Below are 15501 nucleotides of genomic sequence, written 5' to 3' on the forward strand. Positions count from 1 at the left end.
GGTTTTAGCCAAAAGCGACAGTGTTAAATTAATAAACATCCATAAACACTTCCAACCAATATAAAGACTAAAATATCATTTAAACATTTGACTCCAAAAAGTCATTGGCAAATTTCTGTAATACCCCACCTGCGGCATAAACCGATACTTCTTCCGCTGTATCTAAACGACATTTAACTGGTATATTAACAACTTCACCACTACGACGCCTCATCACAACTGTCATAGTTGCGCCAGGCGCTGTTGAGCCCTCAACATCATAGGTTTCAGTACCATCAATACCATAAGTATGACGTGTTTCACCCTGAGTAAATTCTAAAGGTAATACCCCCATACCAACTAAGTTAGTACGATGAATACGCTCAAAACCTTCAGAAACAATAACTTCAACACCCGCTAAACGCACACCTTTCGCAGCCCAATCACGTGAAGAGCCTTGACCATAGTCAGCTCCTGCAATAATAATTAATGGCTGCTTGCGCTCCATATAGGTTTCTATCGCTTCCCACATACGTGATTCAGTACCTTCAGGCTCAATACGGGCTAAAGAGCCTTGTTTTACTTGACCCTTATCATCTTTACACATTTCATTGTAAAGTTTTGGATTAGCAAAAGTTGCACGTTGAGCCGTTAAATGATCGCCTCGATGCGTTGCGTATGAGTTAAAGTCTGCTTCAGGTAAGCCCATTTTATGTAAATACGCACCTGCGGCACTGTTTAACTGGATAGCATTTGATGGTGATAAATGATCCGTTGTGATGTTATCGCCAAGCACAGCTAGTGGTACCATACCTTTCATCGTACGCTTACCTGCTAATGCTCCTTCCCAATAAGGAGGGCGACGAATATAAGTACTGGTTTCATCCCACGCATATAATGGACTTTCGGCAGGTTCAAACGCACCCAAATCAAACATAGGCGTGTAAATTTTCTTAAATTGCTCAGGTTTAACACAAGAAGCCACAATTGAATCAATTTCTTCATCTGATGGCCAGATATCTTTCAAAGTAATATCATTACCATTTTGATCTTGACCTAATACATCTCTTTCAATATCAAAACGAATTGTACCCGCAATGGCATAAGCAACTACTAATGGCGGTGATGCTAAAAAGGCTTGTTTAGCGTATGGATGAATACGGCCATCAAAGTTGCGATTACCTGATAATACAGCTGTTGCATATAAATCACGGTCAATAATTTCTTGTTGTATTTGAGGATCTAAGGCCCCTGACATACCATTACAGGTAGTACAAGCGTAACCAACAATACCAAAACCTAATTTTTCCATTTCAGCAAGTAGTCCTGCTTCTTCTAAATAAAGCTTGGCAACTTTTGAACCTGGTGCAAATGACGATTTAACCCAAGGCTTACGTATTAAACCTAGTTCATTGGCACGTTTAGCGATCAAACCTGCAGCAACAACGTTGCGTGGATTAGAGGTATTTGTGCATGAAGTAATAGCCGCAATAATTACTGCCCCATCGGGCATTTCACCATTAGCTTCTTGTGCTTTACAAGCATCTAAGTTTTTAGCTATATCTTTCGACACTAAATCAGCCGTAGCTAAACGACGATGTGGATTAGAAGGTCCAGCTAAGTTGCGTGTGACTGTAGATAAATCAAATTCGATAACACGTGGATATTCGGCCTCAACTAAATCATCAGCCCATAAACCAGTATGTTTAGCGTAATTTTCAACTAATGCGACTTGCGCTGGTTCTCGACCAGTCATTTTTAAGTAATCAATGGTTTGTTCATCAATATAGAACATACCAGCTGATGCACCATATTCTGGTGTCATATTTGATATTGTTGCACGGTCACCAATAGTTAATAATTTAGTTCCCTCACCAAAAAACTCTAAGTAGCTAGAAACAACTTTCTGATTACGTAAAAATTCGGTAATTGCCAACACCATATCAGTCGCAGTAATACCCGGATGACGTTTACCTGTTAACTTAACCCCAATAATATCGGGTAGGCGCATCATCGATGGACGACCAAGCATAACAGTTTCAGCTTCTAAACCACCAACACCTATAGCAATAACACCTAAGGCATCAATATGTGGCGTATGTGAATCAGTACCAACACAAGTATCAGGGAAAGCAACGCCGTCACGTGATTGAATCACTGGTGACATTTTCTCTAAGTTAATTTGGTGCATAATACCGTTACCGGCAGGAATAACATCAACGTTTTTAAACGCTGTCTTAGTCCACTCAATGAAATGAAAACGTTGTTCATTACGACGATCTTCAATTAACCGGTTTTTGTTAAAGGCTTCTGGATCAAAACCGGGTGATTCTACGGCAAGCGAGTGATCAACAATTAACTGTGTTGGTACAACTGGGTTTACCTTGGCAGGATCACCACCTTGCTCAGCAATAGCATCACGAAGACCTGCTAAGTCAACCAAAGCTGTTTGTCCTAGAATATCATGACACACTACTCGAGCAGGATACCAAGGAAAATCTAGATCTTGTTTACCTTCAATAATTTGTTTTAATGAATCGGTTAATGCTTCAGGATCACACCGACGTACTAGTTGTTCAGCTAATACACGCGAGGTGTAAGGTAATTTAGCATAAGCGCCTGGTTTAATATTGTCGACAGCTTCACGAGTATCGAAAAAATCTATATTCTCACCAGGTAACGGTTTGCGGTAATCATAATTCATAACGTAGTCCACACAATGTTTAAATAAAGGCATCAACTTCAAGAGGTAATACCTTTTCATTATTTATTTTATAACTCTCTACTATTCTCTTAGGCTCAATAGATAACAAAATGCATAATTGACTTACGTATATTTATTAATTGAACTAAAGAACAGAACACATTTAATTATCGTTGTGCAATTGGCACAACAGCACGTGGTTCAGAGCCAGTATAATCAGCGCTAGGACGAATTATACGGTTGTTCGAGCGCTGCTCCATAACATGCGCAGCCCAACCAGTTAAACGTGAACAGACAAAAATTGGTGTAAAGAGTTTTGTTGGAATCCCCATATAGTTATAAGTTGATGCGTGGAAAAAATCAGCATTACAAAACAGCTTTTTGGTGTCCCACATGAATTCTTCACAAGCGACAGAAATATCGTATAACGATGTATCTCCGTTTTCAGCCGCTAATTTTTCAGACCATGCTTTGATCACTGTATTACGAGGATCTGAGGTACGGTAAATTGCATGCCCAAAACCCATAATCTTTTCTTTACGTTCTAGCATACCCGCCATTTGTTCTTTGGCATCAGCTGGTGACTTAAATTTTTCAATCATGTCCATTGCCGCTTCGTTTGCACCACCGTGCAGTGGACCACGCAACGTACCAATTGCACCAGTAACACATGAAAACATATCTGATAAAGTTGACGCACAAACACGTGCGGTAAATGTTGACGCATTAAACTCATGCTCGGCATATAATATTAATGAAACGTCCATTACACGTTTATGCTGCTCGGATGGCTCCTCTTGGTTTAATAAACGTAAGAAATGCCCCCCTAATGACTCTTCATCAGTCATACAGTCAATTTCAATACCGTCATGTGAGAACTTATACCAATAGCACATGATTGCAGGGAAAGCCGCTAATAAGCGATTTGCGGCCGTTTTTTGTTCAGAAAAGTCATTTTCAGGTTCAATGTTACCTAAAATAGAACACCCTGTACGCATAACATCCATAGGGTGAGTTTCTTTAGGAATCAGTTTTAATACTTCTTTCACTGCAACAGGTAAATCCCGCAATGCCTTTAATTCTGACTTATAAGTATCTAATTGTGTTTGGTTTGGTAACTCACCATTAAAAAGTAAATAAGCTACTTCTTCAAACGTTGAATTTTCAGCGAGATCAGCCACATCATAACCACAATATGTTAATCCACTACCTGATTTACCTACAGTACAAAGTTTAGTTTCGCCTGCGCTTTGTCCTCTAAGACCTGCACCACTTAATTTTTTTTCAGTCATCATCTCATCCTCAATTGTTTATGCGTCAATCAGACTTAGTAGCTGATTATTTGATAGTCATTGCTTTTATTTATTATTATTATTTGTTTTTACCTTCGGAGAAAAGTGCATCTAACTTTTGCTCATAGTCGTGATAACCAAGGTAATCATATAAATCCATACGTGTTTGCATGTTATCTATTTCAGCTTTTTGATCACCATCAGCTAATAAGGTTTTATAAACTGATTCAGCGGCTTTGTTCATGGCACGAAATGCTGATAATGGGTAAAGCACCATGCCACAACCCCATTCACCTAACTGTTCTTTGTTCCATAACTCCGTTTCACCAAACTCGGTAATGTTGGCGAGTACGGGTACATTTAGCGCTTCAGTAAAAGCACGATAATGTTCTTCTGTTTTCACTGCTTCAGCAAAAATACCATCCGCCCCTGCTGCCACATAAGCCTTTGCACGTTCAAGTGCCGCTTCAATGCCTTCTTGTGCAAACGCATCAGTACGCGCCATAATAAAAAAATCAGGATCAACACGCGCATCGACTGCTGCGCGAATACGATCAACCATTTCTTCAGTGGAAACAATTTCTTTATTTGGGCGATGGCCACAACGTTTTTGCGCAACTTGATCTTCTATATGCACTGCGGCAGCACCAGCTTTTTCCATATCACGTATAGTTTTGGCAATATTAAATGCTCCCCCCCACCCCGTATCTATATCAACTAATAACGGTAAAGAAGATGCACTAGTAATACGTGCTACATCAGCAACGACATCATTTAAAGAAGTCATTCCTAAATCAGGTAAACCATAGGAAGCATTAGCGACACCACCTCCTGATAAGTAAATAGCTTGATGGCCTAATTGCTCAGCCATCATTGCGCAATACGCATTGATAGTACCAACAACTTGAAGTGGTTTATTATTCATTAATGCTTGGCGAAATTTAGCGCCAGCAGACTTTGGTTTATCGAGTGAATGCTTAGTCATAATATTTCCTCTACTTATTTTCGTTAACTTCTAACAACGCTTGTTGCATTATTTTATTTTCAATATTTTTTCTTGATGCAGCAATGTGACGGCGCATTAACATTTCAGCTAACTCACCATCTCTATCGCTAATCGCTTGAATAATTTGATAATGTTCATTAAATGCACGGCTAGCTCTCGGGCTATTCATACCAAATTGACATCGATACATTCGAACTAAGTGATATAATTGTCCACAAATTAGATCAATTAATTGTTTATTATGACTGCCTAAAATCACTTTATAATGAAAGTCGAGGTCACCCTCTTCTTGATAATAAGCAACACCATCTTTCAACTCTTGCGTTTGACTATGCGCTTTAAGCATTTCTTTCATCTCGTCAATTTCTTGATCAGACATATTTGATGCAGCTTGGCGACAAGCCATTCCTTCAAGCGCTTCTCTGGTAATATAAAGTTCTAGTAACCCTTCAATAGTACAGCTAACTACTCTAGAGCCTACATTCGCTTTACGTTCGATTAAATGGCACTTTTCTAAACGATTTAACGCTTCACGTAAGGTCGAACGGCTTATTTGGTATCGTTTGGCTAATTCAGGTTCACTTATTTTACTACCAGCTGGAATCTCACCTTCAACAATAGCGTATTGCATCTGTTCAAATACTTTATCTGCTGTTGTTATTGCGGTAGTCTTTGTAGGGTTTATTAAATGCATATAAATTAAGTCTTAGTTATATTTTAAGATTGTCGACAAATTGAAGGTTGAATAAGCATAATAGCTGATTAGGAATAAATTACAAGTAAACAAATTAACAATTGTCGACAATTTTGTTTTGTTTAAAATTTTTAAACGCAAAAAAGCCCACGCAATACTTAACTATTGCGTGGGCTTTCTATACTTTCTTCACTTTTTGTACACTTTATTTAAAAGTAAATAAAGTGGCATCCCTAAGGGGATTCGAACCCCTGTTACCGCCGTGAAAGGGCGGTGTCCTAGGCCTCTAGACGATAGGGACACTGAATTAACAATTATATTTAATTATTAATAAAACTATCTACCAGATCACTCTGGTGATTTAATTTTCAACACCATCAAATGATGTAAAAATTAAAACTCTAAACTCTTATTTATTTTTCCTTTAAAGATTGCTCTTTTCGAAAAATTCAGTATAAGAAAACTGATTCACTTTTTATATGCACTTCCTTATTAAAAGAGAAAGTGGCATCCCTAAGGGGATTCGAACCCCTGTTACCGCCGTGAAAGGGCGGTGTCCTAGGCCTCTAGACGATAGGGACACTAAAACTGGTAAATCACCAATTCTGAACAGTGCTTATTATTTTATAAGTATAAGCAAACTTAATATTCTAACACTCTATTTATATAAATAGACTATTAAAGAATAGTGGCATCCCTAAGGGGATTCGAACCCCTGTTACCGCCGTGAAAGGGCGGTGTCCTAGGCCTCTAGACGATAGGGACACTAAAACTTGAAAACAAGTTAAAACTATCTATTTTTTGTTGAATATAAAACATCAACAAAAAACCTAAATATTGGTGGAGCTATGCGGGATCGAACCGCAGACCTCTTCGCTGCCAGCGAAGCGCTCTCCCAGCTGAGCTATAGCCCCGCTTGCTTAAACAATTCTAATAAAAGAAATAATTCAAACAGTTACATTTAATACCTGGCCTAATAGCTATTAAGTGCATTTACTTCCTCACTATAAATACTAAGAAAGTACATTCTCTTTCGCCATCAATTTCGTTAATTGAAGTCTTCCTGAAAACGAGGCGCATTCTAAGCAGCGACCTCGAAAGTGTCAACACTTTTTTTTAAAAAACATCGAAAATATTGCAAAATAGTGTTTGAGTGACTAGATAAAGAACAAGTTGATTGTTTTTTGCCTAACTAGTTGTTTGACTGTGTAATTTGCGTTCAAAGAAGTTGTTAAACTTGATGACTCATTTATTAACTAAATATTATCAACATATCCTTCTACTTTCTTTTTTTAGCGATTACAGGTATTGTTCACACACAAAACATATCAATTAATCCCCCAATAGAGTTTTAAATTATAGAATGCAGTTAAATCAATTAAATATTGTTGCTATTGGTGGTGGCCATGGTTTAGGAAGAGTTTTATCTACACTTTCATTTATGGGCGATAAACTAACAGGTATAGTAACAACAACCGATAATGGCGGTTCAACAGGTAAATTAAGAAAACGCAGTAGTTCTATTGCTTGGGGTGACTTAAGAAATTGTTTAACTGAACTGGTTGATAATGATTCTATCGGTAGTCAACTTTTTAATTTTCGTTTTGATGGTGCTGATGAGTTGGGTGGTCATAATTTAGGTAATCTTATTTTATATGGTTTGGGACAAGTACAATCTCGACCTTTAGACTCAATTAAACTTGTTAGACGAATGTTAAGAGTACGTACACAAGTATTACCTATGTCTGAGACACCAACCGACTTAATGGCGTTTTATCCAGAAGGACGTTGCCGCGTTGGAGAGCTTTCTGTTGATGAAATGCCGATTATGCCCAAAAACTTAATGCTAGCGCCTTTAGTGAAGTCTATAAAGCCTTGTATTGATGCTATCAACAATGCTGATCTTATTATTTTAGGCCCAGGTAGTTTTTTAACAAGTATCGTACCGCCATTATTAATAAGGGATATTAGTAACGCTATCAATAATAGGAAAGGTCACTGTGTATTTATTGATAACGTAGTACTAGAAAATAGCCCCGCAGCTAAGTTAACGATAGATGAGCGCTTAACTTGGATCCAAGATAATATTGGCTGTTTACCTATTGACAGTGTTATTTGCCAAGACCCACATGTTACGTCAGAAAAAGTGAATATTATTTGTCGTGATTTAGCGCATAATAAAGTTCCTCATCATCATGATAAAAAGAAACTCATTAGCGCACTGGAAGATTGTTTAGCGAGTGTTGATTACAAAAAAAGAGTCGGTTGAGACCTCCACCCTATTCTTCTTTGTTGCTAGATTGTTTGTCTTCACTAATTCTACTTGCAACCGCTCCCTTTTGATCTCTGTACTTCGCATCAGTTCTTTTATTGTATGGGCGCAATGCACTTGATGACATAGTTTCAAAGTTAAGTGCAGCTATTTTCATTTTTGGGCGAAGCGCCAATGGTAGCTTTCCTGAATTGTAAAATTCTAAAACAATTTGTCCTGACCAACCAGGATCAATTCTATGGGCGGTAACGTGCACCATTAAACCAAGTCTAGCCAGTGAAGAGCGTCCATCTAACCAACCCACTATATTATCAGGTAAAGTAACCGACTCATAAGTAACGGCTAATGCCAGCTCTCCTGGGTGTAGAAAAAAAGCATCACCATCGGCAATATTAATTTCCTCACTCATCACTGAGTTCATGGCGGCTTGCATTTCAACCTTTGGACCACTTAAATCAATATACGGTGCTGCATGGGCTTGAAAAACACGAAATTCATTACCTAAGCGAATATCAACACTTACCCCTGAAATCATTGAACTATCGGGCTTTGGTAAAATAATTATTTCTTCATCTGCTAAGTATTGTTCTATATCTTTATCGCTTAATCTCATAATGATTGTTCTTGTATTATTAATTTATATTATTGATGTGCATTACGTTATGTATATTAACGTTCGATTAGTCTGTATATATAACAGTTGTCGTTAGTGGGCTAGCATTATCAAATTGTAGAAAAAGTTGCCCCGTAATATTACGTGCTATTCTACGGTACAAAGATGCTATATCACCAGTGCTATTTTCGATGATGTCTGATTCACCAAAATCAGCATCTTGGCGAATATTAATATCAAGCGGTAATTGACCAAGTAATTGTGTTTGTTTTGATTTTGCCATTTTCTCGCCCCCAGCTTCTCCAAAAACATGGCTTTTATGCCCACAGTTTTCACATAAGTGATAACTCATATTTTCAATAATACCTAAAACAGGCACTTGCACCTTATCAAACATAGCAATTCCTTTTTCAGCATCAATCAAGGCAATGTCTTGTGGCGTTGTAACAATAACGGCAGCGGCTACGGGTACTTTTTGCGCCAAAGTTAATTGAATATCCCCTGTACCCGGTGGCATATCAATGAGTAAGTAATCCAATTCAGGCCACGCCGTTTCATTTAGTAATTGATTAAACGCACCACTCGCCATTGGACCTCGCCAAACCGTAGCATCTCCTTCATCAACAAGAAATCCTATCGACATAGCATGTAAACCATGAGCCTCTAACGGAATCATAAATTTGCCATCTTTAGATCCAGGTTTAGCATTTTTCAGCCCTAATAATGTTGGAATAGAGGGACCATAGATATCTGCATCTAAAATGCCAACCTTAGCCCCTTCAGCAATTAGTGCGTAAGCAAGATTTACTGCGGTAGTTGACTTACCTACCCCACCTTTACCTGAAGCAATAGCAATAATGTTTTTAATCTTACCGCCATTAAGAGCAGAAGAACGTACCGTATTGACATTAAGTGTTATTTCAAAATCAACTTGCTGAGCAAAAGAAGTTGATAAGGTAGTGGCAAGTGTATCTAATTCTCCTTGGCAAGGAAAAGGCAGAGTTAACTCAACCAGTATTCTGTTCGATTTTTCTGTATGTATTTTAAAATCACGACAAACAGCAAGCACACCTTGAGGAAAGTTTAGTGATTGATAGCTTGTTAATGCTTCTTCTATCACTTGAATTTTTTCTGCCGTTGTTAAATCAATGGTAGGTAAAGCACTTTTAGAATCGTTTTGAAGTCGCGGTCTAGTGGATGATTTTTTATTTTCACTTTTATTATTGAAGAATTTACCGAACATATTGTCACATTAATTATTTGAGTATAAACGTTAAATTCTGTACTATTGCAGCCATTATTACCATCAAAAAACACTATTTATTCATGTCTATAGCTACTTCTTCGCAAACATTACCAAAAAAACGCAAAATATTAGTTACTTGCGCATTACCTTACGCCAATGGATCAATTCATTTGGGACATTTACTTGAGCATATTCAAACAGATATTTGGGTACGATTCCAACGAATGCGCGGACATGAAACTTATTTTGTTTGTGCTGATGATGCTCACGGCACACCAATTATGCTTAAAGCACAAGAATTAGGCATAACACCTGAAGAAATGATTAATGCAGTTCGTGATGAACATATGGCTGATTTTGCTGATTTCCACATTAGTTTTGATAATTATCACACAACGCATTGTGAAGAAAACCAAGCTTTATCGAGTGATATTTATAATAAATTACATGCTAAAGGTCATATTAAGACACGTACTATTTCGCAGCTTTATGATCCTGAAAAGGGTATGTTTTTACCTGATCGTTTTGTAAAAGGCACCTGCCCTAAGTGTAAATCAGAAGATGAAAATGGCGACAGCTGTGACAAATGTGGCGCAACTTATTCACCAACTGAAGTCATTAACCCGCGCTCAGTTGTTTCTGGTGCCACACCGGTACTAAAAGATTCGGAGCACTACTTCTTCGATTTACCAGCCTTTGAAGGTATGTTAAAAGAATGGATTCGCAGTGGCGCATTACAAGAAGAGATGGCTAACAAGCTTTCAGAATGGTTTGAGCAAGGTTTAAAGCAATGGGATATTAGCCGTGATGCTCCCTACTTTGGTTTTGAAATTCCAAATGCTCCTGGTAAATTTTTCTATGTTTGGTTAGATGCACCAATCGGCTACATGGGAAGTTTTAAAAATCTATGTAATAAGAATTCAAACATTGATTTCGACAGTTTTTGGGCCGAAAATTCTGACGCTGAGCTATACCACTTTATTGGTAAAGATATAATCTATTTCCACAGTTTATTTTGGCCATCAGTACTCGAAGGTGCTGGCTATCGTAAGCCAACAAGCGTATTCGCCCATGGTTTTGTGACAGTAAATGGCGAGAAAATGTCTAAATCTAAAGGCACCTTTATTAAAGGTCGTACTTATTTAGATCATTTAAATCCTGAATATTTACGTTACTACTACGCAGCGAAATTAACGAATCGCATCGATGATTTAGATTTAAATCTAGAAGACTTTGCTCAACGTGTTAATTCTGATTTAGTGGGTAAAGTCGTTAATATCGCTTCACGTTGTGCTAGTTTTATAACCAAACGTTTTGATGGGATGTTATCAACAAATATTGATAACCAAGCACTTGCTGACGAAGTTATGAATGCTGGTGATAGCATTGCCGCACATTATGAAAGCCGTGATTTTGGTCGTGGTATGCGTGAAATTATGGCACTTGCTGATAAAGTTAATGAGTACATTGCGGTAAAAGAACCTTGGCAGCTTGTGAAAGACGAAACTAAACAGCAAGAAGTACAAGATATTTGCTCTTTAGGTATCAACATGTTCCGTACCTTAATGATTTATTTAAAACCTGTCTTACCAGTACTTGCCGATAGCACTGCTGCATTTTTAAATGATGAATTAATTTGGGATGGTCATAAAAAACTATTAACTGATCATAAAATCAATAAGTTTAAAGCACTGTTACAACGTGTAGATATGGATAAAGTTAATGCAGTCACAGAAGCTTCGAAAGAAAATTTAGCGGCTATAAGCACGGACGCTAAAAAAGAAAAAACAAATAATAAGAAAAAGAAACAAGAAAAAATTGTCGATAATTCTGCTGCACTTGCTAATCCATTAGCTGCAGATCCTATTAGTGAAGAGATTCAGTTCGATGATTTTGCTAAAATTGATTTAAGAATTGTTAAAATAATTAATGCTGAGCATGTTGAAAAAGCCAATAAACTACTTAAATTAACATTAGCACTTGATAATGATGGCACAGAAACTCGTCAAGTATTCGCTGGTATAAAATCGGCTTATCAACCTGAAGATTTAATTGGCAAGCAGACGGTTATGGTAGCCAATTTAGCGCCTCGCAAGATGCGCTTTGGCATGTCTGAAGGTATGGTGTTAGCTGCAGGCCCAGGCGGCGAAGACTTGTGGATATTAAACCCTGATGATGGCGCACAACCAGGTATGCGAGTTAAATAAAATAACTTACTGTTATCACTACCAACTTCATTTTATATGAAGCGCTCGTAAAAAAGGTATGGCATAACGCGATACCTTTTTTTTGTCAAGCTAAACTAATTAAACCTATAAAAACATGAGTATTATTATGGTAAAAAAACTAACAAGTTTGCTAAGCAACACACCGGCTTCCTTGCTAATTTTAATCGCTATGTTTATCGGTTTAGTTGTTGGTGCAACCACATCAACCGTTTATTCGGGGGTAAATGAAATAGCAGACGCCTTTGTTATGCTATTACAAATGACAGCGCTTCCTTATATTGCGTTATCATTAATTATTGGTATAGGTAGCCTCTCAGAGCATAGAATAAGCGGTACGATTAAAAAAAGTTTAGTTATTCTTATCTCATTAACCGCAACCGTATTGCTTTTTATTTTAATTACGCCCATTGCCTTTCCAGACTGGGAAAGTGCTGATTTTTATAGCTTAAGTACAATAAAAACAGTACAAGATCTCGATATTATTAAGCTCTTTATTCCCACTAATCCTTTTTATTCTTTTGCTAACGGTTTAATTCCAAGCGTTGTTATGTTTAGTATTCTGGTTGGCATCGGCTTAATGAAGGTAAAAGCTAAAAAGCAAACCTTATTAGCTTTAATAGGTTTAAACAAAGCCATTATTAATGTTAGCTCTATGGTGATTAAATTAGCGCCATTAGCCATTTTTTGTATTGCATTACGTGCTGCAGCAACAATTGATAGTTCACAAATAGATGGGTTACTTGTTTATATAGTTTCCGCCAGTGTTTTAGTGCTGCTTTTAGCCTTTTTGATAATACCTGCAATTATTGCCACTATTACACCTTTGGGTTATAGGGAAATACTAAAGGCCTCACGTGAAGCAATGATCACTGCCTTTGCAACCGGAAGCTTTTTTATTGTTATTCCATTAATTGTCGAAAAAACAAAACAGTTAATTGAAAAAATGCCGGTAGATAATGCCCATTTACGCACTGATGCTATTATTGCGCCTAGCATCATTGTGCCTATTGGCTTTAGCTTACCAATAGGCGGTAAACTTTTAGCTTTATTATTCGTTTTATTCGCTGCCTGGTTTTCTGGCTCAGAAGTCAGTGCAAGCCATTACCTTTATTTACTTACTGCTGGTTTACCCCAATTATTTAGTTCAAGCTCAGTGGCTATGCCAAATTTATTAGAAATATTCAATGTACCTAGCTCAATGTATGAATTATTTTTAGTCGCTGAAAACTTAATTGTCGGTCGCCTTAGCGCTTTGCTTTCTGTGGTATTCTCGTCAAGCTTAGCAATATTAATTGCGACAAGTATGTTAAAACAACTTACATTTAAATGGTCTAAGTTTAACAAATACTTAATCCTTCTTCCGGTATTATCTGTTATTGCCTTTATCGCATTAAGGTTTACTTTTGACAGCATTAGTTATCAATACCAAGGGTATACAAAGTTTATTGAACGTGACTTTATTATGTATAACTCCCAAAGTAAGGTGTTAGAGGCACCAACTAATATCAAGGCTAACTCTCAACCCAATGTTGATGTGTTAACACGTATAAGTAAGCGAGGCTTTATCCGTGTTGGTTATTTTAGAGATGACTTACCTTATGCTTTTCATAATAATGAGGGAAAACTTGTCGGTTTTGACATTGAAGTGCTTAACCTACTCGCAGATGATTTAGAGGTAGATATTGAATTTGTGCGAATTTTCCATAATGAAGCACAAAAACTACTCTCTTCAGGTTATTTGGATATGACAACCGGCATTCCTTTAATTCCTAACAATATGAAGAAATTCACATTAACTGTGCCATATAGTACTCAATCTCTTGCTTTTATCGTTCACGATGGCAGGCGGAGTGAATTTACCACTTGGGAAAAAATTATTAATAATGAACAACTAATTATTGGTATCCCTGAATTATACTACAGCGAAAACTTAGTGAATCGTCATTTTGAACACGGCACAATTTGGGAAATATCTACACCAAGGTTATATTTTAAAAAAGAATACGAACATATTGACGCCATGCTTATTGGGGCTCCAACGGCTTCAGCTTGGACTTTATTACACCCAGAATATACAGTAGTAACGCCAAAACCAGCGCAAGCTCCCTTATCAATGGCTTTTGCTATTAATAACAAAGATACCGCTTTTGAATTATTTATGCGTAACTGGATACACATGAAAAAGCAAAACAACAATATTGATCAATTATTTCAATATTGGATTGCCGGAAAAGAAGAATTTAAATAGTACATAACAATAGAGCCTAACCAAGATGAAATTGAACACAAAATTAAATATGAACAGAACATTAAAGCTATGTGTTAGCCCTTTACTGCTTTTATTAGCCAGTTGTAGTAGTAGCTTTGTCTCAACCAATCTCGATAAAGATAACTTTAGTGATTATTTCTCTGCCAGTCACGTTAAAATTTATCAAAGCGAAAAAGACATTAACGCTCGTTATCAATTAGTGGGGATTGTTGAGGGTCAAGATTGCCAAATTAAGCCTCATCACGCAGAGCCTGATGAGATTAATGCACGAACTGAAGCAAGAAGGTTGGCATTTGATCAAGGAGCTAATGGTATCGTTTTTTCACAATGTGCCTTATTAGCCCACGAACGGTTAGCCCAACTAAATGACAGTGCTGATGCGCAACAATGCCATGCCATTGTTATCTGTTATGCAAAAGCTTATGCCATTGAAGTAACCAAGTGACATGATTGAAACAAACTTAACGAGTGCTCCTAGCATTAACATAAAGCCCATTGGTATTGTTAATTCTCCTTATAAAGAGAAGTTTGCGATACCTCGTCAACCTGGGTTAGTGGATGCGGCCAAAGGCACTATCGCATTACTTAATGATGTCAATACACTTGATAGTGTTAGAGGACTAGAGCAGTTTAGCCATATTTGGCTATTATTTGTCTTTCATGGCACACAAGCGCAAGGCTGGAAGCCATTGGTGAAACCACCTCGCCTTGGTGGTAATAAAAAGCTAGGAGTACTTGCAACACGTTCAACCTTTAGACCCAACCCTATTGGGATGTCCGTGGTTAAACTCGATAGCATTGAAACCGTAGAACAAAATATTATTTTACATATATCGGGGATGGATTTATTAGATCAAACACCTATTGTAGACATAAAGCCTTATATTAGCTATTCAGACGCCTTACCCAATGCATGTGCTGGCTTTGCTCAACATCAACCTAATAGTAAGCTAAACATTACCTTTTCAGAAAATTCACGGCAAATTTTAACCAGATTAACACAGCGATTACCTGAGTTATCCTTACTTATCGAACAAGTATTAGCGCAAGATCCTCGCCCTGCTTACAAACAAAATAAGCTTGATGAAAAGGTTTATGGCATGCATTTATATAACCTAAATATTCAATGGCGGATGCTAAATGTAGAGACAATAGAAGTTATTCAAATTACTGAACTACCGTAAGATTTAGCTTTATC

General features: G+C 37.3%; 11 protein-coding genes and 4 tRNA genes. 5 read left to right on the forward strand and 10 right to left on the reverse strand.

Features of this window, described 5'->3' with window-relative positions:
• Window positions 1-79: 79 nt before the first annotated feature.
• From acnD to KO509_RS01615, 8 genes are all read right to left on the reverse strand, one after another.
• Window positions 80-2683 carry a Fe/S-dependent 2-methylisocitrate dehydratase AcnD gene (gene acnD / locus KO509_RS01580; RefSeq protein ID WP_215971535.1) on the reverse strand — a complete coding sequence of 868 codons (2604 nt, stop codon included), beginning with the start codon at window positions 2681-2683 and terminating at the stop codon, window positions 80-82.
• Between the two features lie 167 nt (window positions 2684-2850).
• Window positions 2851-3975, reverse strand: a complete 1125-nt coding sequence (gene prpC, locus KO509_RS01585) for a 2-methylcitrate synthase (RefSeq protein ID WP_215971536.1) — start codon at window positions 3973-3975, stop codon at window positions 2851-2853.
• A gap of 79 nt (window positions 3976-4054) precedes the next feature.
• Window positions 4055-4960: a methylisocitrate lyase gene (prpB, locus tag KO509_RS01590; protein WP_215971537.1), complete on the reverse strand. Its 906-nt coding sequence runs from the start codon at window positions 4958-4960 to the stop codon at window positions 4055-4057.
• Between the two features lie 10 nt (window positions 4961-4970).
• Window positions 4971-5675, reverse strand: coding sequence for a GntR family transcriptional regulator (locus KO509_RS01595; protein WP_215971538.1), 705 nt, complete (start codon window positions 5673-5675; stop codon window positions 4971-4973).
• Between the two features lie 225 nt (window positions 5676-5900).
• Window positions 5901-5976: transfer RNA gene (locus tag KO509_RS01600), tRNA-Glu, on the reverse strand.
• 204 nt (window positions 5977-6180) lie between these two features.
• Window positions 6181-6256: transfer RNA gene (locus KO509_RS01605), tRNA-Glu, on the reverse strand.
• A 108-nt stretch (window positions 6257-6364) separates the two neighbouring features.
• A tRNA-Glu gene (locus KO509_RS01610) sits at window positions 6365-6440 on the reverse strand.
• Window positions 6441-6513: 73 nt separating this feature from the next.
• A tRNA-Ala gene (locus KO509_RS01615) sits at window positions 6514-6589 on the reverse strand.
• A gap of 449 nt (window positions 6590-7038) precedes the next feature.
• Between KO509_RS01615 and KO509_RS01620 the strand changes: the two genes are divergently transcribed.
• Window positions 7039-7944 (forward strand): gluconeogenesis factor YvcK family protein, encoded by a 906-nt coding sequence (locus KO509_RS01620; protein ID WP_215971539.1) that lies wholly within the window; start codon window positions 7039-7041, stop codon window positions 7942-7944.
• Window positions 7945-7954: 10 nt separating this feature from the next.
• On the opposite strand, the gene dcd is transcribed toward KO509_RS01620, so the two are convergent.
• Window positions 7955-8560 carry a dCTP deaminase gene (dcd, locus tag KO509_RS01625; RefSeq protein ID WP_215971540.1) on the reverse strand — a complete coding sequence of 202 codons (606 nt, stop codon included), beginning with the start codon at window positions 8558-8560 and terminating at the stop codon, window positions 7955-7957.
• Window positions 8561-8627: 67 nt separating this feature from the next.
• On the reverse strand, window positions 8628-9803 hold the full coding sequence (gene apbC, locus KO509_RS01630) for an iron-sulfur cluster carrier protein ApbC (protein WP_215971541.1): 1176 nt from the start codon (window positions 9801-9803) through the stop codon (window positions 8628-8630).
• Between the two features lie 83 nt (window positions 9804-9886).
• Here apbC and metG point away from each other — a divergent pair, with 83 nt between their 5' ends.
• From metG to tsaA, 4 genes are all read left to right on the forward strand, one after another.
• Window positions 9887-12013, forward strand: a complete 2127-nt coding sequence (gene metG, locus KO509_RS01635; RefSeq protein WP_215971542.1) for a methionine--tRNA ligase — start codon at window positions 9887-9889, stop codon at window positions 12011-12013.
• A gap of 127 nt (window positions 12014-12140) precedes the next feature.
• Window positions 12141-14282 (forward strand): cation:dicarboxylase symporter family transporter, encoded by a 2142-nt coding sequence (locus KO509_RS01640; protein ID WP_215971543.1) that lies wholly within the window; start codon window positions 12141-12143, stop codon window positions 14280-14282.
• A 31-nt stretch (window positions 14283-14313) separates the two neighbouring features.
• Window positions 14314-14748 (forward strand): rcsF protein, encoded by a 435-nt coding sequence (locus KO509_RS01645; RefSeq protein WP_215971544.1) that lies wholly within the window; start codon window positions 14314-14316, stop codon window positions 14746-14748.
• Between the two features lies 1 nt (window position 14749).
• Window positions 14750-15487, forward strand: coding sequence for a tRNA (N6-threonylcarbamoyladenosine(37)-N6)-methyltransferase TrmO (gene tsaA, locus KO509_RS01650; protein ID WP_215971545.1), 738 nt, complete (start codon window positions 14750-14752; stop codon window positions 15485-15487).
• Window positions 15488-15501: the final 14 nt, after the last annotated feature.

This window comes from Colwellia sp. C2M11, from assembly GCF_018860915.1.
Taxonomy (GTDB): Bacteria; Pseudomonadota; Gammaproteobacteria; order Enterobacterales; family Alteromonadaceae; genus Colwellia.

Coding starts and splice junctions, on each gene's coding strand:
- apbC (WP_215971541.1), bottom strand. CDS start 9,803: ATGTTCGGTAAATTCTTCAATAATAAAAGTGAAAATAAAAAATCATCC.
- tsaA (WP_215971545.1), top strand. CDS start 14,750: ATGATTGAAACAAACTTAACGAGTGCTCCTAGCATTAACATAAAGCCC.
- KO509_RS01595 (WP_215971538.1), bottom strand. CDS start 5,675: ATGCATTTAATAAACCCTACAAAGACTACCGCAATAACAACAGCAGAT.
- dcd (WP_215971540.1), bottom strand. CDS start 8,560: ATGAGATTAAGCGATAAAGATATAGAACAATACTTAGCAGATGAAGAA.
- prpC (WP_215971536.1), bottom strand. CDS start 3,975: ATGACTGAAAAAAAATTAAGTGGTGCAGGTCTTAGAGGACAAAGCGCA.
- KO509_RS01620 (WP_215971539.1), top strand. CDS start 7,039: ATGCAGTTAAATCAATTAAATATTGTTGCTATTGGTGGTGGCCATGGT.
- prpB (WP_215971537.1), bottom strand. CDS start 4,960: ATGACTAAGCATTCACTCGATAAACCAAAGTCTGCTGGCGCTAAATTT.
- KO509_RS01640 (WP_215971543.1), top strand. CDS start 12,141: ATGGTAAAAAAACTAACAAGTTTGCTAAGCAACACACCGGCTTCCTTG.
- acnD (WP_215971535.1), bottom strand. CDS start 2,683: ATGAATTATGATTACCGCAAACCGTTACCTGGTGAGAATATAGATTTT.
- metG (WP_215971542.1), top strand. CDS start 9,887: ATGTCTATAGCTACTTCTTCGCAAACATTACCAAAAAAACGCAAAATA.